Raw genomic sequence first — 19,982 nt, forward strand, 5'->3', positions numbered from 1 at the left:
ACCTCGAACAGCCCATCCCCATCACGCATACCAGGATCATCCCGCATGAATGATCACGAGCTACACGCGGGTTGCCCGTTACTGAGACACGCTCCTAGCTCCGACTCGTCTGCAGTGGAGTCCAGGTGGTCGATGGCGATGTCCGGCGCCATCCTGGCGGGGAACGGGTGGATCGTCCTTGCACCCATCAGCACTCCTTCGACTCGTACGTTCCGGCACGAGCAGGCGTGCTCCTAGAGGCCGTTCACCCTCCTATCATCCCAGGGGCGCGGGAGTCAGGTCAAAGAAGCCTGCCGGCGTGTCCGAGCGTATCGGCAGCCTCCCACACGCTCCTGGCGCCTGCGCCGCACGAGGTGGACCAGGCTGACGGGGCCGATCCAGAGGAACTTGAAGGCGTTCCAGACCAACAGCAGGACCAGCAGGTAGAGCCAGCCGGGGCCGCCGTCGTTGATGATCGTGGTGCAGATCGCCGCGGCGTAGAAGTAGACCCCGGCGAGCAGCATCGCGGGGACGCCCCACTTCAGGCCGCGCCGTGTGTGGATCGCGTTCAGCAGCAGATTCGTGGGTGCGTAGCGGAGTACGCCATAGCCTCGTGCGCTGAGCGCCACGGACGTGCGGAGCATTGCGGGCCTCTTTCCTCGTCATAGCGCGACGGTGTTCCGTCGTAGAGGCGGCTATGAACCGAGTGCCCGCGAGGGGCCGTCCCGAAGGACCCGCGTAGTTTGCTGAACCTGCCTCGCTACCGAGTTTACGACTGTCCTATGACAGAGGGAACCCCATCGGCAGGCGGGCGTGTACCTCGTCGGTGACCTTGGAGCGAGAGGACATCGATCATGGCCACGTTGGCGGAGCAGGTGCAGGGTGAGCGGATGGCGCGGGTCGCGTTGTCGATGATCGCCGAGCCGAACGACCGGATCACCGGGTACGTCCTGGCCCGTCACGGCGGGGTCGAGACGCTGCGGCTGGTCGAGTCCGACGCCGAGGTGCCCGGCCTGGCACGCGCTGACGTGTTGATGTGGCGCGAACGGGTGGCGGCGCGGATCACGCCCGGCCTGCCGGATCAGTTAGCGCAGGCGGAGCGGCACGGGTTCAGCACCCTCATCCCGGCCGACGAGGAATGGCCCGCCGGGCTGAACGACCTGAGCGATCGTGCGCCGTACCTGCTGTGGACACGCGGCGCGGTCTCGTTCCTGACGACGGCGCTGAGTGATCGGGCCACGATCACCGGCTCACGCGCCGCGACCTCCTACGGCGAGCACGTCGCAGGCGAGCTGGCGACAGGTCTTGCCGATGAGGAACGAGTCGTCGTCTCCGGCGGCGCCTACGGGATCGAAGGGGCCGCGCACAAGAGCGTGCTCGCCGCGAGCGGTCAGACGATCGCGGTCCTGGCGAACGGGTTGGATCGCCCCTACCCGGCCGGGCACAGCGAGATGTTGAACCGGATCGGAGATGTCGGGCTGCTGGTGAGCGAGCTGCCGCCCGGAGCCGCGCCGACCAGGCATAGGTTCCTGTCTCGCAACCGCCTGCTGGCGGCGCTCTCGGGTGCGACCGTGATCCCCGAGGCCGGTTCCCGGTCCGGGTCGATGACTACCGTCCTCGCCGCACGCGAACTCGGCCGGGGCGTCGGCGCTGTGCCTGGCCCGGTGACCAGCGTGGCGAGCGCGGGGCCGAACGAACTCATCAGGCAAGGCTTCGCCTCACTCGTCACTCAGCCAAGCGACGTGATCGACCTGCTCGACGCCGACAGAACCCCGAACCGGACTGTGACGCGGCCCGAGGTCGGACGCGAGTTCGGGCATCGGCGCCCGTCGCCGGGCACGCCGGGGCGCTCTCTCTGACGGCGGCCATCGCTGGACGGTTCACAAGCTCGGTGCGGGGCGTGATGTGGTCGCTGGCCGCGCCGCATCAGCCGTCGCGCCTTCGTGAGCGATCGCCTGGGCACGGTTGAGGGCGGCGCGGGCGCGGATGGCGTCGATCTTCTGGCTGGTGCTCTCCGGCGTCGGGCCGAGCGGGGTCCGGTCGTCGGTGATGCCGTAGCGGTCGCGGTAGGCGGCGATCGTGCGGGCAGCGCGCCACCACGCCGCCTTCTGCTTCTCGCCCCTCGGTTCCGTGCCGAGGTCGGCCGTCCACGGTTCCTCATCGGTGAGGGAGCCACGGAGCACGGCGTCGACGCGGGCTTCGATCAGCTCGCGGCGCTCGTTCAGGGCTTGCCGCATGTCCTCGGCCATCTGCCCGCCGGCGTGCGGGATCAGTCCGACGATCAGCCTCGGGGGCTTGCGAGTGCGGCCGGAGCCGGCGGGCCGGGCGGTGGCGCGCGCGACGCGGGCGTGGAGGACGGAGGCGATGTCGTCGGTATCGTCCAGGCTCCGCGCGGCAATGAGCCGCGGGAGCAGCGTGTCGAGGTCGTGGTGGTTGGCCTCGGCGTGGCGCAGCTCGGCCGACAGTGCGCCGTAGGCGTCGGAGCCGAGCACGTCTTCGATCTGTTCGGCGGTGAGGCCGGACGCGGCGAGCAAGGTCGCCCAGCGGTCGTGCTGGGCGGCTTGCGCGATCGTGTCGTACTCGGCCGCGAGTTGGGCGATCGAGCCCCAGCGGTCTTGCTCGGCGGTGATCGTCTCGTGCGCGGATAGCTCGGCGCCGATGTGCTGCAACACGCCGTAGAGGATCGAGCGGGCGGTGACGTTCGGGTTGTCGCCGGGATGCGGCACCGCGTGTTCGGCGTCCTCTCGGTCGACGGCGACGTAAGCGTGGTTGCTGTGGGCGCCGCGGGTCATGGAGACGTAGAAGTTCTCCCGCGTCGTGGTGGCGGTGACGACCGCGTGCGCGGTGTCAGTGGTGACCCCTTGGGCGCGGTGCGCGGTGATCGCGTAGCCGAGGTCCAGGTGCTCGGCCACGTAGTCGGCCGGCAGGACGATCCCGCCGCCGAACCTGCGCCCGGCCGGGCGGATGCTGACCGACCCGTCCTCGCGAACTCCGGTGACGGTCCAGCGGGAGCCGTTGCGGACCCAGATTCGGCCGTTGCGGAGCCGCCGGTCGTTCTCGCGGGTGATGACCAGATCGCCCTCCGAGACCGCGGTGCCGTCGTGTAGGGCGATTTCGCGGGTGGGATTCACGGTGCCGTCGATGATCCGATCCGCCCGCGCTCTGGTGTTCAGCTCGATGACGGTCGCGTGGGTCTCGGTGACCAGGATCGACGCGCGCCCGGCGGCAAGATCAGCCCGCCATACGGTGTAGGCGGCGTCGATCATCGCTTCCTCGTCGCCGCCGGTGATCCGGCCGTGCTCGATCAGGGTGTCGATCGCCTCAGCGCGGCCGTGGCGGAGCTGCAGCGAGGTGGTCTTCTCCCACTCGTTGGTGAAGCGGTGCAGATCGGTCAGCTCCGGGGCGTCGTCGCGATCGTGCACGAGCATGGCGAAACTGCCGCCGGCGCCCGGTGATTGGAGCTGGCCCCAGTCGCCGACCAGGAGGACTTTCGCGCCGGACTTCTCGGCCTCGTGGGTGAGCCGATCCAGCGACATCGTGCCGGCCAGGCTCGCCTCGTCGATGATGACGAGCTGCCCGGTGGTGAACGTGGTCCCGTACATGAGGTGGTTCTGCCACCACTTCGCCGTGTTCTCCGTGGCGATGCCGAGGTCATCGGCGAGGACCTGCGCGGCGACCGCTGAGGGGGCGAGCCCGATCACCGAGCCGGTGCCGTGCTCCTTCTCCCACGCCCTGCGGAGCCCGTTCATCGCTGTCGTCTTCCCGGCCCCGGCCGGGCCGACCAGCACGTCCACGACGCGACCGGAGACCGCGATCGCCGCGATGGCGGTGGCCTGATCCTCGCCGAGCACCCGGCCGCGTGCGTCGGGCTTGCGGGCGATCCTCTCGACCGTATCCAACGGCACGGTCGGTCCCGTTGTCGCGGCGGAGCGGGCCAGGAGTCGGTCTTCGGCGGCCAGCAGGACTTCGGATGAGAACAGGGTCGAGGCGTGCGGCCGGAACCGAGAGGTGCCGTCCACGCGGCGGAACTGCAACGGGCTCGACGCCAGCTCCGGCGGCGTCAACCGCAGCGAAGCGTGCTCGGCGGCATCGACCACGAGCCCGGTGATCGCCTCCCGGTCCTGGATGCTGGCGAACCGCCACCCCATCAACTGCCGGGAAGCTTCGGCATGCAGGTTCCAGCGAGTCCAGGTCGAACGCTTCTCACCGACCGCCTCCATCACGGTCTGCCCAACCTCATGCACCACATCCAACGGCACATCATCGTCGCGCAACACCCGCCGCGGCGCCTGCGCGTTCGCCGTGGTCAGCGTGCGCGCCCAGCCATTCGGGTCCCGGCGCAGCACCCGGCCGGCGCGTTGCCGCCACTCGCGGGTGAGGTCGGCCAGTGACCGGACCTGCTTCTCCGGCCTCGTCGCGAGCGTCGCCTGCGCCCGCAGTTTCAGCACCGTTCGCGCGGAGGGCTGCCGACCGTGCCTGGCGACGTACTCCGCGATCAGGCGGTCTTTCTCGGCCTCGATGTGCCGGGACCGGGTGGAGAACTCGGCCACCAATTCGTCGGGCACGCCCTCGATTTCCCAGGCCGGGTTCCGATCCCGGCCTCGCTCGCGCGCTTCCCACTCCACGCCGAGGACACGGGTGAGCTGATCGGCCAGGGCCGCGTTGTAGAGCTCCGAGACCGCGACGACCACCGCGTGCATCGGCCGGCCCGCGAGGGTCCGCCAACGCCCGTCCTGCACGGTCAGGACCTTGTTGCTGATGACGACGTGGGTGTGCAACTGCGGGTCGCCGGCGCGGCTGTCGTAATGATCGAACGCCGCGGCCACAACCCCGGCGACATCGACGTGCGCAACCGCGCCGTCCGGGCCGGTTGCACCGACGCGGGTGGTCGCAACCTCGCGTTCGAGGAACGCAACCAGCTCTGCAACCGCCACATGATGAGCGTCCGCAATCAGGGCTTGGGTGCCCGCGTCCGCAACCGCCCAGATCGTGGAGACCGACTTCGGCACGCTGAACGTGAAGTCATAGCCCGCCACCGCACGGCGAGTGCCGCGCTCGGCTTCCTCTGCCTCGATCGCGGCCACTTCCTGCGATCGAGTCGCCGGCCCCAACTCGGGGTCGAGGGCGTCGACGCGCTGCTTGATCCGCTCGGTGATCGCCGCGAACTGCTGGTAGGCGCGGCCCAGCGGCTCGCCCGTGATCGGGTCATGGCCCATCCCGACCAACAGCGCGAGCTGAGCTTCTGAGACCTGCGCTCCCTCGACCAGCTCGCCGTGCCCGAGACGACCCAGCCCCGAGCCCATCCAGAAGCCCGGCGGCGTGCCCGCCTCCGCGTAGTAGCGAGTCAGCGGCGTGGACAGCGAGCGATCGCCGTCGCCCGCGGCGATGGACTTCAACAGGTACTTGTAGCCATCGCCCGCGCTCATCACGCGCATCGAAACCGTCACCTGGGCTGCTCCTTCCGCCGACGTTCGGAGGGCAGGTGAGCCCGCGAGGCCGGTCGCATCCGATGCGGCTCGGGACGGTCGCGCCTCGTCTGAAAGACGTGTGGGCGCTCCTGGCGCCGCGTGACCAGGCACCCTGTCCGTGTCGCGCCTCCGGGCAGAGCTGCGAGAAGCCGCGGGCCTACAGCGTTCAGCAATTTGTGAACGTTCTGGTAGGCTCATATCATGACCGGAACTGACCATGTGATCCATGCCGCCGGACTTCGGAAGTCGTTCGGTCGTACCGCCGCGCTGGACGGCCTAGACCTGGAGGTGCAGGCAGGTGAAGTACACGGGCTGCTCGGACCGAACGGCGCAGGCAAGTCGACGGTGATCCGTGTCCTGCTGGGGCTGTACCGGCCAGACGGTGGGGTCGTGCTCCTGTTCGGACGCGACCCGTGGCACGACCCTGAGGTGTTGCATCGCCGGCTGGCGTACGTGCCGGGGGACGTGAACCTGTGGCCGAGTTTGTCCGGGGGCGAGGCAATTGACCTGCTGATCCGGTTGCGCGGCGGTGATCCAGCGGCCTCGGATCGGGAGCGTCTCATTGAGGCGTTCGAACTCGACCCGAGTAAACCCATCCGGTCCTACTCGAAGGGGAACCGGCAGAAGGTCGCTCTGGTTGCGGCGTTCGCTCTGCCGACCGAGTTGTACATCCTTGATGAGCCCACGTCGGGCTTGGACCCGCTGATGGAGCAGCGGTTCACGGAGGAGGTTGCCCGTGTCGCGCAGCATGGAGCAGCGGTGCTGCTGTCGAGTCACATCCTCGCCGAGGTCGAAGAGCTTGCCGACCGCCTCTCGATCATCCGCCGTGGCCGGACGGTCGAGACCGGCAGCCTGGAGCAGCTACGGCATCTGACGGCGAGTCGGTACACGGTGGAGGCGGACGTCGACGAGGCTCGCCTCCAGGAGCTGCGCGCGGTCGGCACCGACCTGAGCCACGACAAGACAACACTGTCGTTCAGCGTCGAGCCTCACGATACAGATAGAGTCCTCGGCATCCTGTCGCAACTCAAGGTCCGGAACCTGGTGGTCGCCCCCACGTCGCTTGAGGACCTGTTCATGCAGCACTACGGGGACGACCTCGCTGCCGAGAAGGCCAGCAATCGATGATGGCGCTCCGGATCCTCGTGGTCGCGGCGCTGCGCCGTGATCGTTGGCAGATCGCGATCTGGACCGCAGGTGTCTTCGTGGCGGCGCTCGTCAGCGCGGTCTCGACTGCTACCACGTACAGCAGCCACTCGGAACGCGTCAGCGCCCTGAGGCTCGTGATTGACAACCCTGCCTTTCTCATCAGCCGTGGCATGCCGCAAGGCCCGGAACCCGGAGCGTTCCTGTTCTTCCAGATGGGCATGGTCTTCGCCGTGATGTTCGCCGTCTTTGGCGTCCTGTTCGCGGTCCGGCACGGTCGCGCCGAAGAGGACGCAGGCGCGACTGAGTTGCTGCGCGCGGCAGCGACCAGTCATGTCTCCGGACTGGCCGCGAACCTCGTCGCGGGAGCAGTGGCGCAGGTCGTTCTCGCTGTCGGACTGTTCGGAGGCTTCGTCCTGGGCGGTGCACAAGCGGCGGGAAGCGCATGGGCGGGACTCGCGCTCGCGTTGATCGGCATCTCGTTCGGGGCCATCGGCGTGCTGTGTGGTCAGATGTTGTCCACCGGACGTGCAGCGATCGCCGCGGGCTTCGGAATCGTGGCGCTCTCATACACGGTCCGCGCGATCGCCGACGCCGTCTCCGCTGTCGATCCCGTCACGCTCCAGGCAGCGCCTCATCTGATCGCGTGGTTCTCACCGCTGAGCCTCACCGAGGTCATGAACCCCTTCGGTCAGGTCCACGTCGGTGCGCTCGCCGCACTCCTCATTGTCACCGCCGCCGTCGTAGCCGTGACGTTCCGCGTAGAGGGCACACGTCAGTTCGGCGCTTCGCTGATCCCCCAGCGTCCAGGACGCGCACATGGCACTGCATCGTTGCGCACACCCCTTCGTCTTGCACTGCGACTTCAACGCGGAACCCGCCTGCTCATGCTGGCCACCGGTCTTGCCGTCGGTGCCTTCGCCGCCGCGCTCGCCCTACTAGGCAGCGACGCCGCACAGGACGATCCCGCGATCGCTGCCACGATCCGCACCACGGTCGGTGAGGATGGTCCGATCTACGATCTGCTGCTCGGATACACCATGCTCTTCGTCGCGGAGGCCGCTGCGATCGCCGGCGTGCTGGCGATACTGCGTGCCCGACGCGAAGAAATCAGCGGTAACACCGAGACCGTCCGAGGGACACCTGTCAGTCCTGGTCGCTGGATGACATCGCAGATCACGGTCGCCGGTCTCTCCGCGCTCATCGTCATCGCTACCTCATGGGTCGGCGCAGCCATCGTCTACCTATCCTGGGGAGCTTCCTGGAGCGAGGTCATCAGCTCCGTCCTCATGGCAGTCCTCGCCCAGTTGCCGGCCGCCGGCGTCTACATCGGACTCGCCTGCCTACTGTTTGCTCTCCTTCCACGGCACGCCCCCGCCACGATCTGGACCTTGGTGCTGATCGGCGTGTTCTTCGCGGAGTTCGGCGGACGAGCGAACCTGCCTGCCTGGCTCGTGACGACCACCCCCTTTGCTCACACCCCCCTCGTCACACTGCCGGACGCCAACCTCGCTTCCCTGCTGTGGATGTCGGCCATAGCCCTGGCTTTCACCGCAGCCGCAATCATTCGCTACCCCCGAAGGGACCTGACCCCGTGACTGACAGCACCCAGAACCCCGCAGACGGCGAGCACGAGGCGGATCGGCCGCTCGTGCCCGTCGATGACGCCGACATGCCCCCCGCCGGCGCCCGTCGCTTCGCCGAGGAGGTCGCCGGCGCCTTTCACGCGCAAGGATTTCCCCGCATGCCTGCCCGCGTCCTCATGGCCCTGACCATCAACCCCACCGAGGGCCTGACGACGACGCAGCTACGTAAGCAGCTTGGAGTCGGCTCTGCAGCGATATCTGCCGCTGTTAGCTACGCCCAGTCCGTCGGCCTCATCCGAGTGCGATCGATGCCGGGCGCCAGGCAACAGGTCTACTCGCTCGCACGCGACGATTGGTACCGCGCCGTCATCTCGCGCACCGCCTTCTACAGCTCCATGGCCGACCTTTGCCGCCACCAAACGGACACCCTCGACGAGCCCGGCGGCGAGCTGACGCGGCGCCGGATCGAAGACATGGGCCGGTTCTTTGCGTTCCTGATTGCGAAGTTTCCGCCACTGCTCGCCGAATGGGATCGGGAGCACGACAACAGTGCGGGACAAGGTTAGGGCGCGCGTCCTGTCGACATCTGTACCTCGTGGACAGCATTGGTGCTTTCACGGTACGAAACCGGTCACTCTGGATTCACCCAGATACGAGAATTACCCCGGAAGGTGGCAACGCCTCCTCCTCCCCCGTCGAAGCCCCGGCCCTCTACGGCTATCTAGCGCTCACCTGGGTTTAGGTCGTTGCCTGGGTCCCGATAGCCCAGACAAGTCCTGAAACTCAGATGCCTTGCGGCTGCCGACCGGAGCCCCAGGCCGGTTTCCCGGAGAGCTGGGGAATAGGCGTTCCATGACAACGCCGGTCGCGACGGAAGCAGAACGTCGACCGAGGAGTGTCGCCTGCACCTCGGGGCCAATCGTGGCGCGCACGACCGCGCATCATGAACCCATCGCCCCGACTGCCTTCGATTTCGTCAGGGTAACCGTCGTCAGGTCTGGTTCGGCGATCTTGCTCAGCGAGTTCGGTCAGAAGCCGGTGAACATCGGCGATGTCGCACTCTTCGGGGCGAATACGCTCTGCGGGATCGAGCCGGAGAATCACATCACAATGACGGCGATCTACCTCGACGCCGATTATGTGGTAGACCAGGTCTTCTGGCAGCACGTCGGGATCCTCCGGGATCGGCAGGACGCGCGGGAATTCGTAGAGACCGCCTATACCGAACCAGCCCAGATTCTCCGTCTCGGTGAGGATCGTGCCGGAATGCTGATGCCGTGGCTAGACGAGCTAGTTGCCCTGAGCGTGCAGAGCCGACCCGTCGATACGTTCTACCGCACACAGGCGCTGTGGTTCAGTGTCGCCCACGTGATCGCACCCTTCGTCAGGACCTCGCCGGTTCGGACATCCTCGACGGAGCGCACGTCCACCTGGCCGGCCGCACCTCGGCATCGACAGTTTGCTCCACTCCGCGTCGAAGCTCAGCGGGTCGCGGAACTACTGCGCGCAGATCCGGCGCGGCGATGGTCGGTGACGGAGCTGGCCAGAGCCGTGCACTTGTCCAAGTCCCAGCTCGGCCGGGTGTTCGTAGAGGCGTATGGGAAGTCGCCGATTGCATACCTCACGATGCTGCGCACCGAGCGGATGGCCGCACTTCTACGCACTACAGACACGCCGATCGCCAGGATCGCACATGACGTCGGGTGGGCTGATCCTGACTTCGCTTCCCGTCAGTTCCGACGTAGCGTGGGGATCACACCGAGCCACTACCGGACGTTGAGCTGTGAACGGGCCGCGCCGGCGACCGGGTGAAGAACGCATCTCTACCGGTGATATCCGCAGGATCGAGACTCGCCTCCCCCCAAGGCTCCTCCCTCTGATAGTCCGGTAAGGACTCGTCGGGTTCGTTGCGGAGCCTGGCGGTCGCCAGCATCGTTCCGTCGTCCGTCTCGTCTTCCTGATCCTCCCGGCGTACCTCGCGGTCGCACGGTTGCTCCCTCTCGGAGTGGCCCTGGCGGAGGGAGCTCAGACGATGGCTGCGAACGAGGACAAGCAGGCGGCGCGGCAGGCGACGCTCGACGCGCTGGAAGAACGCATCGTGCGCTCGGTCGAGGAGCTGGTGTCGGGCGATGACTGGCGGCGGACGATCGAGTTCGCGGCGAGGTTCCGTACCCGCTCGTTCAACAACACGCTGCTGATTTGGGCGCAGCATCTCGAAGCCTACGACCAGGGCCGGGTGCCGACTCCGACTCCGACGTGGGTGGCCGGGTACAACGACTGGCGGAAGATGGGCCGCTGGCCGGAGAAGGACGGCGGCTATCGGATTCGCGGTCCGGTCAAGGCGAGGTTCGCATCGGCGACTCCGCGTGATCCGGCGTCGTGGCGCCGGTTGGGGAAGTGGGAGAAGCCGCGACCGGGCGAGGTCGTGCGCAGGCGGATCGTCAGCGTCGTCCCGGCCTATGTGTGGGACGTGTCGAGGACGCACGGCGCACCGCTTCCCGAGCTGCCGCGTCCGAGGCTGCTGGAAGGCGAAGCCCCGGCCGGGCTGTGGGAGGGACTGTCCGGGCAGGCGGAGTCGCTGGGGTTCGAGGTGCTGCGGATGCCCCGCGACCGCATCGAGCGGGGCGCGAACGGCTGCACGGATTTCGAGACCCGTCAGGTGATGGTCTGCGCGGACATGGACCCGGCCGCCCAGGTCAAGACCCTCGCGCACGAGCTGGCGCACGTCCGGCTGGATGGCCCGAACCGGCAGGACGACGCCCGCGAGCATCGCGGGATCAGCGAGGTGCGGGCTGAGTCGGTCGCGCTGATGATCGCCGCCGCGCACGGCATGGACACCAGCGACTACACGATCCCGTATGTCGCCGGATGGGCGACCAATGTGGACGGGAAAGACCCGGTGGCGGTCGTGCGCGCCACGGGTGAGCAGGTGCGCAGCACCGCATTCGACATCCTCGACAAGCTCGACACGCCGCAGCTCGGCAACGGCAACCCGCTGTCCCTGCGGGTGGACGGCCCGGAGCACACGCCGCCGGCTCAGGAGACGCCAGAGCAGGCGCCGCGCCGGGTCGAGTCGCTGCCGGAACGGGAGACGCCGGCGGCTCCGGTCGGCTCAGGACGAGGTCTGTGATGGTCGCCGCCGCGACGGCTGCCGCCGTGTTCGGTCAGCTCGACGGGGCGCCCCTGCCGGTCGCAGCGCGTGAGCTGGCGCGTGCTGGGGTGCCGGTGTTCCCCTGCGCGCCCGGCGGGAAGCGGCCGATCCCGGAGCGCGGGTTCCACGAAGCCAGCGTCGACCTGGACCGGGTTGAGGGATGGTGGCGGTCGCGGCCGACCGCGAACATCGGCATCCCGACCGGCGCCGCCTCCGGGCTGGTCGTGATCGACGTGGATGTGCACGGCGTCAACGGGTATGCCGCCTATGCGCGGGCGGCGCGGGCCGGGCTGATCCCCGAGCCGTTGGCGGTCGTGCGCACGCCCACCAGCGGCCAGCACGCCTACTTCCCAGCCGACCCGAACCAGGGGCAACGATCCTGGCAGGCCGGGAAGGTCGGCGTCGACTGCCGCGGCGACGGCGGCTACATCATCGCCCCGCCCTCGCTGCTGCGGCTCAGCGGCGTGCGAACCGCGTACCGGATCGAGCAGGTCGCGGCCGGTGCTGCTCGGCCGATAGATGCCGGCCGGTTGCGGGACTTTCTCGATCCTCGCCCCGCGCCCCGGCCGCGCACCGGCGGGCCGGTGCGGCGGGAGGACGCGGAGCGGCTGGCAACGTGGCTGGGCCGGCAGGCCACCGACCGCAACCTGAAACTGTTCTGGGCCTCCTGCCGGTTGGCCGAGGGCGGGGTGCCGCTCACGGATGCCCTGGACGCGATGGTGACGGCCGCGCAATCGGACTTCGGGGAGCGGGAAATCGCCCGCACTGTCCACAGCGCCTATCGCAGCGTTGGCGCCGGAGCCCGGCGGGACCGTCCCGCCGCATGGCCTTCGGCCGAGTTCGCTCGCGGCAACGTGCGGCGGCGGGCGCCCGCTACGCGGGGGCTGTCATGAAGGAGCTGCGCGGCCGCCGGTGGGCGGTCATCACCTCGGTCGCCGGGACGGTGTTCATCGCCGCCGGCGCATTCTGGCTCAGTTTCACCTCCTTGGCCGACCTTGCCCGCCGTTCCGGGATCGGGGCCGGGCAGGCGTGGGCGTGGCCGCTGATCGTCGATGGCGTGATCGTGGTCTCCACGGTCGCCGTCGTGGCCCTCGCCGGTGAGCGGGCGGCGTGGTATCCGTGGGCGTTGCTGGTCGGCGGCGCCGCGGTGTCGGTGACGGCGAACAGCTTGCATGCGGTGGTCGCGGCCGACGCCGACGTGCCTGGCCCGCTCGCGGCCGCGGTCGCTGCTGTGCCGCCGGTCGTGTTGCTGGCGATCACGCATCTGACCGTCGTGCTGACCCGCGCCACCGCACGTCCCACTCCTGCGCTCGAGCTGCCGCCGGCGGTCGAGCCGATCACCGCCCAGCCACAGCGCGAGGCGGCACCTCTCGACCCGCCACCTGCGGAGGCAGGCGTCACCGCTGCGGACGCGGACGGCGGGCCGGATCGTCGGGCGCTGGCGGCAGAGCTGCGCGAGCAGGACTGGTCGAACAAGGCCATCGCCCGGCACCTGGGCGTGCATCCCTCGACAGTGGGCCGCTGGCTGCCTCGTGCTCACCAGTCCGATGAGGCGGACCCCTCCGGGTCGCAGCCAGAGATGGAAGGAGCTCTGCCATGAACGACGAGGACCGGATGCGGGAGCAGCATCGCCAGCACCCCGAGCCCGAGCCGCCGCCTGCGCGGAACGACCCGGACCCGGCCGAGGCGACCGACGCCGCGGGGACGCCGGATGCGGTCAAGGCCGCCGAGTCCCGCAAGGCGGCGAAGGAGAAGCTGGCGCGGGTACGGGGCCGGGGCGTGGATTGGGTGCGCCCGACCGACCTGATCGCCCAAGGCGGCGGCACGCTGTCTCGCCGGGGCATCGACCGTACCGCCGAGATGAACCGGCACGTCCGCGCCCCGATCGAGAAGGGCGCGCGCTGGGTCGCCGAGCGAGCCAAGCGGCTGCCGCCGCTGAGCGCGTTCGGCCGTCGCGGCGGTGCCGAGCAGGGACCGCGCCGCTCCGGGGTCGGGATGAGGTAGCCGGGTGGTGATGAGTCATGGGTGCCCACTCCAAGAAGGCGAGACCCGCAGTCGTCTGCGGGTGCACCTCGCCGCTGGGAGGTGCCCAGACCATGACCAACGACACCAGCACCATGAGCGAGACCAGCGGCCGGCCCGCTGAGGACTACCGCACCAGCGAGGGCCTGCGTGCCCTGCTGAAACGGCTGCACGCCGCCGGCCAGCGCGCCTGGGAGCACGACCCGGTGGCGGCAGAGCTGATGGCGTTCGCGGCCGAGAAGTACGCGGCGCTGGCGCACAAGCACCGGCTCGATCCGTGGGAGGCCGCGTCGGCGGCGTTTGACGTGATGCGCACCAAGGCCGCCCGCACCGCCGATGACCCGTGGGCGGTCATCACGCACGCGGTGCGGATCACCTGCATCGCCGAGGAACGCGGCCAAGGGCTGCTGTGCTCGACCCACCAGGCACGCCGGCCCCGCTACTCGATCTTCCACGACCCCGAACGCCTCTCCGACCGCGAGAACGTCCTGAGCGACTACCATGCCGCGTTCCAGATCAAGGACGCCCACGACCGCGACGACGCCCCGGAGCAGGCACCCGCCGAGCCGGCGGCGACCACCGCGGCGTCGGCGGTCGAGGACGCGATCACGCTGCTGATGCTGCTGGACTGGCCCGAGGGCACGGCACACTCGGCGGTGGAGCACGTCTGCGTGGCGCTGACCCGCGTCGGGAACCGGCACACCGCCTACGAGACGCTGCGACGCGACAAGCACGCCAGAGCCCTGATCGACCTTCCGGGACGCTCCTGGGCGGTGCTGCTGCGCGCCCTGCTCGGCTGCCCGGACCCGGCGCTCGCGGCGACCGGCGCGGGACGCGGCATCTTGTTGCGGCTGCTGATCGGCGAGACGCTGCCGGTGCTGCTGCGCGATGACGACCTCGTGCTCACCCTCTCCCTGGCTGCACCGGGCACCACGAAGGCGCGGGGTGCGGGATGAGCGCACCGGCCGGGCACATCGAGCTGGAGCGGGCGGTGGACTCCATCACGATCGGCAACCGGCACCGCACGGACCTGGGCGACATCGACGCGCTCGCGGCGTCGATCGACCGGGACGGGCTGTTGCAGCCGCCGACGATCACCCCGGACGGGGTGCTGGTGTGCGGGGCGCGCCGGCTGGCGGCGATCAAGAAGCTCGGCTGGCGCCGCGTCAGCGTGTGGGTCCGCTCCGGTATCTCGGACCGGCTGGGGCATCTGCTGGCCGAGCAGGACGACAACCAGCTCCACAAGCCGCTCACCCCGATCGAGGCCGCCGCCTTGTACCGGGAGATCAAGGAACTCATGGCCGAGGACGCCGCCCGCCGCAAGGCCAAGACCCAGTTCCACGAGGGCCACGAGCCGGGACAGCATGGTCCCGCCGATTCGGCGGGACCATCGGACTCGCACCAGCTCGGGGACGCTCGGACACAGGCGGCGTGGATGGTGACCGGCTCGGCGTCCTACAGCCGGCTGGAACAGATCGGCTACCTGCAACACCTGGCCGACGACCGGAACACCCCAGAGACGATCCGCATCCATGCACGCGATGGGCTGGCGCAGATCGAGGCCGGCGCGGCGGTCAACCCGATCTTCCAGCGCCTCCGCGACACCCAAGCCGAGGCCGACAGCGACCGGGACCGGCGGTTGCACGAGCTGGCCGACGAAGCCCTTGCCCGCGTCCACGCCGCCAAGACCAGCAAGGCCACGAAGCCGGCCACACCGAAGCGTCGTCCCGCCGCCGAGGACGAGGGGCCGGCCCGGTACCCGGTGCGGGCGTTCGTGCTGACCTGGGCCGACCTGGAAGGGTGGTGGACCCACTACGACGTGGACGAGCTGGCCGTCGAGCTCACCGATGAGCAGGCCGAGGCGTTCTTCGCCGCCGTCGAGGGCACCACAGAGTTCGCCGACCAGCTCCGTACCGCCCGCACCACCGCCGCCTCTGAGTCGGCGGGCCGGCCGCTGCTGCGCGCCCTCTGATCCGCGCCGCCGCCGTCGCTCTCGTCGTTCGGGGCGGCGAGCACCTGGCGATATGAAGACGAATCCCGCCTCCTGGTCCCGTGGCCGCCTGATCGCCGTGATCGCCGCCGGCCTCGTTCTGCTGATCCTGGTCGGCATCGGCGTCTACGGGCTGATCGCCGGCCCGCAACGACCGACCGCTCCCGATCCCGGACCGGACCCCACGGTCACCGCGCCGGGCCAGACTGGGCCGGACACGCCGCGGCTGCCGCAGGTCATGCTGTCCAGTGATCCCGACGAGTTCGCCCGCAACGTCGCCGAGGCCCTGTTCGCGTGGGATACCGGCTCGGGGCTGATGCCCTTGGACTACACCAGCGTGATCCTCGCGGTGGGCGATCCGTCCGGAACCGAGCAGGCCGGCCTTGCCGCCGACATCGCGTCCTATCTGCCCTCGCGTGAGGCGTGGATCGAGCTGCGCAAGTACGCCACCACCCAGCACCTCACCATCGAGTCCTCCTTCGTGCCCGAGGCATGGGACACCGCGGTCGAGCAGGCCCAGCCCGGCCAGCTCCCCGCTGGTGCGACCGCGGTCACGATCGAAGGAACCCGGCACCGCGAGGGCGTCTGGAACGGTGAGACGGTCACCAGTGAGCACCCCGTGGCCTTCACCGTCTTCCTGGCCTGCCCACCTCCGGCACCGGAGTTCCGCACCGGCCTGTGTCATTTGCTGCGCCTGTCGCAGCTCGACAACCCGCTGCGATGACAGAGGGCGCGTCGTGGTCAAGAAGCTCCTCATCCTCATCCTCGGACTCGCCTTCGTCCTGTTCGGCCCTGCCTGTGTCCTGCTGGCGATCGGCGTGCTGATGAATCCCGCCGCCGCGAACTGCGCCGTCCCCGGCGGCAGCGTCACCGTGGGCAACGTCCCCGAATCGTTGACCGTCACCACGCAGGACGGCACCACGTTCTCGCTGAACCGGCAGCAGCTCACGCACGCGGCGACGATCATCACGGTCGGCGGCGGCATCGAGGGTGTAGGCCGGCCCGGTATCAAGATCGCGCTGATGGCTGCGCTCACCGAGAGCACCCTGCGCCAGCTCGCCAACACGGGCGCTTACCCCGAGTCCGCGAACTACCCCAACGACGGCAACGGCGGTGACCACGACTCCCTCGGCTTGTTTCAGATGCGCCCGCAATCGGGTTGGGGAACCGTCGCGGAGCTGATGGACACGACCTATCAGGCCCGAGCGTTCTACGGCGGACCCGATGGCCCGAACTATCCCTCGCCGCGGGGCCTGCTGGACATTCCCGGCTGGGCGCAGATGGACCCCGGCGAGGCTGCGCAGGCCGTCGAGGTCAGTGCCTACCCTGACCGCTACCGCAACTACGAGCCGGTCGCCGAACGCATCCTCGACGCCCTCACCGGCGCGGCGGGTGCGCCCGGACCGGCGACCTCCCCGTTGGCGGCGGGTCCGGTTGCCGAGTCCTCGCGAGTCGTGTTCCCACTCCCCGAGGGAACCTGGGTGCTCACCAGCGAGTTCGGGCCGCGCATCCATCCGATCACCGGGGAGCCGTCATTCCACACCGGCACCGACTTCGCCGCACCGGACGGCACACCCATCCTCGCCGCCGCGGACGGCACCGTGACCGTGGCCGAGTTCTCCGGCGGCTACGGCGGGCTCATCGTCATCGAGCACCAGATCGACGGCCAGGTGGTGGCGACCGCCTACGCCCATATGTGGCAGTCCGGCATCCACGTCGCGGCCGGAGACCGGGTAACCGCGGGCCAGCACATCGGCGATGTCGGCAGCTCCGGCAACAGCACGGGACCGCACCTGCACTTCGAGGTCCGGCCCGGCGGCACCAACAGCGAGGCCGTCGACGCGGCCAAGTGGCTCAACGACCACAACGCGGCCGACCTGCCCGAGGCCACGGTCGGCAGCCCCAACGGATGCTCCGGCGGCACCGCGGGCGCGCCGACACCGCTGGACGGCGACCCCGACCAGATGGTCGATGACCCCACCAGCAGCGGACAGATCACCGCGCGCATGGCGCACGTCATGGCCCAGGCCCGCGCCGCCTTCCCCGACACCTCGTGGGCGTGCTACTCGCCCCGTCCCGGCACCGTCTCCGAACACCCGCTGGGCCGCGCCTGTGACGTGACCTTCGGCAACGCGATCGGCCAGTACCCGACGCCCGCGCAGCTCGAAGGCGGATGGGCGCTCACGAACTGGCTGAAAGACCACGCCGAGGTCTTGGGCGTGGAGTACCTGATCTGGCAAGGCAAGATATGGTCCCTGGCCCGCGACGCCGAAGGCTGGCGCCCCTACAACGGCGGCGGGATGCACGACCCCGGCAACGTGACCGGCGGGCACTTCGACCACCTGCACATCACCGTCCGAGCCGGCGGTGCGTGATGGGAGTGTTCCCCGACTTCGACGGGCTGGGCGGCATCGGCGATCTGAAACAGGTCATCGGCGCCCTGCTGACGATCGTGCTGATCGTCGCAGTGCTCATGGTCATCGTCTCCGCGATCTGCTGGGCGTTCGGCGCCTCGCACGGCAACCCCGCCCTCGCCTCCAAAGGCCGGGTCGGGGTGCTCGTCGGCGTCGGCGCCGCCGCTCTCGCCGGCGCCGGGGTCGCATGGGTGAACTGGCTCATCGCCCTCGGCAACCAGCTCTGACCTCCGTACCGAGAAAGGTCCGCCCGTGTGGGCAGGTCTTTCTCATGCCCTCACGCGCTCGCCGGTGTCCAGTCGCTCGCCGGCCTACCTCGCCGCCACAAGCCATCCGCCCAAGCGAGGGAGTAACCGCCGTGATCGACATTGACCCCAACAGCAACGGCCTTCCGGGCATCGAACAGCTCCGCACCATCGTCGGCGCCGTGATGACGGTCGGCCTGATCCTGTCCGTCCTGGCCCTGATCGTGAGCGCGATCGTGTGGGCCTACGGCGCCAACAGCTCGAACCCGCATCTGGCGGGCAGGGGCAAGCTGGGCGTCCTCATCTCCTGCGGTGCCGCGGTGATCTGCGGCGCGGCGGTGACGCTCGTGAACTTCTTCTGGAACGTCGGCCAGGCCGTATAGGGCCGCCGGTCACACAGCAGGAGATTCGTGATGGGTGTCTGCGACGTTCCAGTGATTTCGACCGTCTGCGACGTGGCCGGCGAGGCCGCCGCGACGGTCGTGGCCGCCCCGTTCGACTGGCTCGCCCAGGCGATGGGCGGCGCCGCCGGCTGGCTGATCGAAGCGATGTGGGCCGTGTTCGACACAACCACGCTGGTCGATGTCCAAACGGACGGGTTCACCAGCGTCTACAACCTGATCTTCGGCATCGGCGTCTTCCTCGTCCTCATCTTCTTCTGCCTCCAACTCATCACCGGGCTGATACGCCGAGACCCGACCGCACTGTCCCGCGCCGCGCTCGGCGCAGCGAAATCGGTACTGGGCGCGTTCGTGGTCGTCACGCTGACCGCGCTCGCGCTGGAAATCGTGGACCAGCTCTGCATCGGCATCATCCAGGCATCCGGCGAGACCACCGAGACGATGGGCGACAAGATCATCCTGCTCGCCGCCGGGCTGAGCGGCATCAACATCGCCGCGCCCGGCGTCGGCGCGATCGTCACGATCTTCCTGGCCGGGCTGATGATCGCCGCCGTCGCGATCGTCTGGTTCAGCCTGCTTATCCGCAAGGCGCTGCTGCTGGTCGGCGTGGTGCTGGCACCGATCGCGTTCGCCGGCGCGTCCTGGGACGCCACCAAAGGGTGGATCGGGAAATGGGCGGCGTTCGTGATCGCCCTCATCATCAGCAAGCTCGTGCTCGTCGTCATCTTCTTGCTGGCGATCACGCAGATCGCCACCCCGATCGAGCTGGACATCGCCGCCGTCACCGAACCGATCACCGGCATCGTGCTCATGGGCATCGCGGCCTTCGCGCCCTACATGGTCTACCGCTTCGTCTCCTTCGTCGGGTTCGACCTGTACCAGCAGATGGGCACCGAGCAGGAGGCCAAGAACGCCCTCAACCGTCCCATCCCGATCCCGTCCAAGCCCCAAGGCGGCGGCGAACCCAAGAAGGTTCTCGAAGACCCCAACGGCGGCGGCTCGGACGCAGGATCAGGTGGCACGCCTCCGCCGTCCCCGGCCCCAGCGGAAGCGCCAGTCGCGGCCGGCGGCGAAGCCGTGGGCGCCGAAGCCGGCGCCTCCACCGCGGGCGCGGGACCGGCGGCAGCCGTCGTGGTCGGCGCGAAGGTCGCCAAGGACGCCGCCGAGGCCGGGCCGAAGGCCGGGCATGCGCTGGCCGGTCAGGCCGAGACCGCCGCGGACGCCGCGAGCGGGCAGAACGGCGGCACCCCGCCGTCGCAGACGCCCCCGCCACCCTCGACGCCGCAGCCGCGCACCCCATCGCCGTCCCAGCCGTCACCACCGCCCGACGGGAAGGAGTGACCGGCCATGCCCACCACGAAACAGAAGACGCCCGGTAGCGAGCTGACGCCGATGAAGTTCAGCAGGCTCACCCGCCGCGGGGTACTGCTCGGCCTCTCCGTCTCTCAACTCATCACCCTCGGCATCGGCGGACTGACGCTGCTAGGAGCGTGTCCCGGTAACGGGCAAGCAGGGTGGTGCCGTTATTGATGGGGTTGGTGGCGGTCGCTGTGCCGGCGTGGGCGGGGCGACAGTCGGGG

19 protein-coding genes are annotated in these 19,982 nt (G+C 69.3%); 17 read left to right on the top strand and 2 right to left on the bottom strand.

Annotation, left to right across the window (positions count from 1 at the left end; genetic code table 11):
- Nucleotides 1-275: 275 nt before the first annotated feature.
- Nucleotides 276-623 carry a hypothetical protein gene (locus IF83_RS0128540; RefSeq protein WP_037681871.1) on the bottom strand — a complete coding sequence of 116 codons (348 nt, stop codon included), beginning with the start codon at nucleotides 621-623 and terminating at the stop codon, nucleotides 276-278.
- Between the two features lie 210 nt (nucleotides 624-833).
- On the opposite strand from IF83_RS0128540, the gene dprA reads away from it, so the two are divergent.
- Entirely contained in the window at nucleotides 834-1,838 is a 1,005-nt protein-coding gene (dprA, locus tag IF83_RS0128545; protein WP_037681875.1) for a DNA-processing protein DprA, read from the top strand.
- A gap of 21 nt (nucleotides 1,839-1,859) precedes the next feature.
- Here the strand turns inward: dprA and mobF are convergent, their stop codons facing one another.
- On the bottom strand, nucleotides 1,860-5,426 hold the full coding sequence (gene mobF, locus IF83_RS0128550) for a MobF family relaxase (protein ID WP_030549122.1): 3,567 nt from the start codon (nucleotides 5,424-5,426) through the stop codon (nucleotides 1,860-1,862).
- Nucleotides 5,427-5,648: 222 nt separating this feature from the next.
- Here mobF and IF83_RS0128555 point away from each other — a divergent pair, with 222 nt between their 5' ends.
- The 16 genes from IF83_RS0128555 to IF83_RS33460 all read left to right on the top strand — a co-directional run bounded on the left by IF83_RS0128555 (nucleotide 5,649) and on the right by IF83_RS33460 (nucleotide 19,932).
- Nucleotides 5,649-6,575, top strand: coding sequence for an ABC transporter ATP-binding protein (locus tag IF83_RS0128555; RefSeq protein WP_030549124.1), 927 nt, complete (start codon nucleotides 5,649-5,651; stop codon nucleotides 6,573-6,575).
- Complete coding sequence (locus IF83_RS0128560; protein WP_158711127.1) at nucleotides 6,575-8,191, top strand: hypothetical protein; 1,617 nt, start codon at nucleotides 6,575-6,577, stop codon at nucleotides 8,189-8,191. The genes IF83_RS0128555 and IF83_RS0128560 overlap by 1 nt, the downstream gene beginning before the upstream one ends.
- Nucleotides 8,188-8,745, top strand: coding sequence for a GbsR/MarR family transcriptional regulator (locus IF83_RS30815; protein WP_051723505.1), 558 nt, complete (start codon nucleotides 8,188-8,190; stop codon nucleotides 8,743-8,745). Before IF83_RS0128560 ends, IF83_RS30815 begins: the two co-directional genes overlap by 4 nt.
- 355 nt (nucleotides 8,746-9,100) lie before the next feature.
- Nucleotides 9,101-9,991: a helix-turn-helix domain-containing protein gene (locus IF83_RS0128570; protein WP_208605954.1), complete on the top strand. Its 891-nt coding sequence runs from the start codon at nucleotides 9,101-9,103 to the stop codon at nucleotides 9,989-9,991.
- Between the two features lie 220 nt (nucleotides 9,992-10,211).
- Nucleotides 10,212-11,309 carry an ImmA/IrrE family metallo-endopeptidase gene (locus IF83_RS0128575; RefSeq protein ID WP_030549132.1) on the top strand — a complete coding sequence of 366 codons (1,098 nt, stop codon included), beginning with the start codon at nucleotides 10,212-10,214 and terminating at the stop codon, nucleotides 11,307-11,309.
- Nucleotides 11,309-12,223, top strand: a complete 915-nt coding sequence (locus IF83_RS0128580; protein ID WP_037681890.1) for a bifunctional DNA primase/polymerase — start codon at nucleotides 11,309-11,311, stop codon at nucleotides 12,221-12,223. The genes IF83_RS0128575 and IF83_RS0128580 overlap by 1 nt, the downstream gene beginning before the upstream one ends.
- Nucleotides 12,220-12,930: a helix-turn-helix domain-containing protein gene (locus IF83_RS0128585; RefSeq protein ID WP_030549136.1), complete on the top strand. Its 711-nt coding sequence runs from the start codon at nucleotides 12,220-12,222 to the stop codon at nucleotides 12,928-12,930. The genes IF83_RS0128580 and IF83_RS0128585 overlap by 4 nt, the downstream gene beginning before the upstream one ends.
- A complete protein-coding gene (locus IF83_RS0128590) occupies nucleotides 12,927-13,334 on the top strand; it encodes a hypothetical protein (protein WP_030549138.1) in 408 nt (135 codons plus the stop codon). The genes IF83_RS0128585 and IF83_RS0128590 overlap by 4 nt, the downstream gene beginning before the upstream one ends.
- A gap of 92 nt (nucleotides 13,335-13,426) precedes the next feature.
- Nucleotides 13,427-14,308 carry a hypothetical protein gene (locus tag IF83_RS0128595; protein WP_030549140.1) on the top strand — a complete coding sequence of 294 codons (882 nt, stop codon included), beginning with the start codon at nucleotides 13,427-13,429 and terminating at the stop codon, nucleotides 14,306-14,308.
- Nucleotides 14,305-15,324 (top strand): ParB N-terminal domain-containing protein, encoded by a 1,020-nt coding sequence (locus tag IF83_RS0128600; RefSeq protein WP_030549142.1) that lies wholly within the window; start codon nucleotides 14,305-14,307, stop codon nucleotides 15,322-15,324. Before IF83_RS0128595 ends, IF83_RS0128600 begins: the two co-directional genes overlap by 4 nt.
- Before the next feature lie 52 nt (nucleotides 15,325-15,376).
- Nucleotides 15,377-16,066 carry a hypothetical protein gene (locus IF83_RS0128605; RefSeq protein WP_030549144.1) on the top strand — a complete coding sequence of 230 codons (690 nt, stop codon included), beginning with the start codon at nucleotides 15,377-15,379 and terminating at the stop codon, nucleotides 16,064-16,066.
- A gap of 13 nt (nucleotides 16,067-16,079) precedes the next feature.
- Complete coding sequence (locus IF83_RS0128610) at nucleotides 16,080-17,717, top strand: M23 family metallopeptidase (protein WP_030549145.1); 1,638 nt, start codon at nucleotides 16,080-16,082, stop codon at nucleotides 17,715-17,717.
- Complete coding sequence (locus tag IF83_RS0128615) at nucleotides 17,717-17,983, top strand: DUF6112 family protein (RefSeq protein ID WP_030549147.1); 267 nt, start codon at nucleotides 17,717-17,719, stop codon at nucleotides 17,981-17,983. The genes IF83_RS0128610 and IF83_RS0128615 overlap by 1 nt, the downstream gene beginning before the upstream one ends.
- A gap of 131 nt (nucleotides 17,984-18,114) precedes the next feature.
- On the top strand, nucleotides 18,115-18,384 hold the full coding sequence (locus IF83_RS0128620) for a DUF6112 family protein (protein WP_051723506.1): 270 nt from the start codon (nucleotides 18,115-18,117) through the stop codon (nucleotides 18,382-18,384).
- 30 nt (nucleotides 18,385-18,414) lie between these two features.
- Entirely contained in the window at nucleotides 18,415-19,743 is a 1,329-nt protein-coding gene (locus tag IF83_RS35690) for a conjugal transfer protein TrbL (protein ID WP_030549152.1), read from the top strand.
- Nucleotides 19,744-19,749: 6 nt separating this feature from the next.
- Entirely contained in the window at nucleotides 19,750-19,932 is a 183-nt protein-coding gene (locus tag IF83_RS33460) for a hypothetical protein (RefSeq protein WP_107046911.1), read from the top strand.
- Nucleotides 19,933-19,982: the final 50 nt, after the last annotated feature.

The sequence above is a fragment of the Streptomyces albus subsp. albus genome (assembly GCF_000719865.1).
Taxonomy (GTDB): Bacteria; Actinomycetota; Actinomycetes; order Streptomycetales; family Streptomycetaceae; genus Streptomyces; species Streptomyces albus_E.

Coding starts and splice junctions, on each gene's coding strand:
- IF83_RS0128540 (WP_037681871.1), bottom strand. CDS start 623: ATGCTCCGCACGTCCGTGGCGCTCAGCGCACGAGGCTATGGCGTACTC.
- dprA (WP_037681875.1), top strand. CDS start 834: ATGGCCACGTTGGCGGAGCAGGTGCAGGGTGAGCGGATGGCGCGGGTC.
- IF83_RS0128555 (WP_030549124.1), top strand. CDS start 5,649: ATGACCGGAACTGACCATGTGATCCATGCCGCCGGACTTCGGAAGTCG.
- IF83_RS0128560 (WP_158711127.1), top strand. CDS start 6,575: ATGGCGCTCCGGATCCTCGTGGTCGCGGCGCTGCGCCGTGATCGTTGG.
- IF83_RS0128575 (WP_030549132.1), top strand. CDS start 10,212: ATGGCTGCGAACGAGGACAAGCAGGCGGCGCGGCAGGCGACGCTCGAC.
- IF83_RS0128580 (WP_037681890.1), top strand. CDS start 11,309: ATGGTCGCCGCCGCGACGGCTGCCGCCGTGTTCGGTCAGCTCGACGGG.
- IF83_RS0128585 (WP_030549136.1), top strand. CDS start 12,220: ATGAAGGAGCTGCGCGGCCGCCGGTGGGCGGTCATCACCTCGGTCGCC.
- IF83_RS0128590 (WP_030549138.1), top strand. CDS start 12,927: ATGAACGACGAGGACCGGATGCGGGAGCAGCATCGCCAGCACCCCGAG.
- IF83_RS0128595 (WP_030549140.1), top strand. CDS start 13,427: ATGACCAACGACACCAGCACCATGAGCGAGACCAGCGGCCGGCCCGCT.
- IF83_RS0128600 (WP_030549142.1), top strand. CDS start 14,305: ATGAGCGCACCGGCCGGGCACATCGAGCTGGAGCGGGCGGTGGACTCC.
- IF83_RS0128605 (WP_030549144.1), top strand. CDS start 15,377: ATGAAGACGAATCCCGCCTCCTGGTCCCGTGGCCGCCTGATCGCCGTG.
- IF83_RS0128615 (WP_030549147.1), top strand. CDS start 17,717: ATGGGAGTGTTCCCCGACTTCGACGGGCTGGGCGGCATCGGCGATCTG.
- IF83_RS35690 (WP_030549152.1), top strand. CDS start 18,415: ATGGGTGTCTGCGACGTTCCAGTGATTTCGACCGTCTGCGACGTGGCC.
- IF83_RS33460 (WP_107046911.1), top strand. CDS start 19,750: ATGCCCACCACGAAACAGAAGACGCCCGGTAGCGAGCTGACGCCGATG.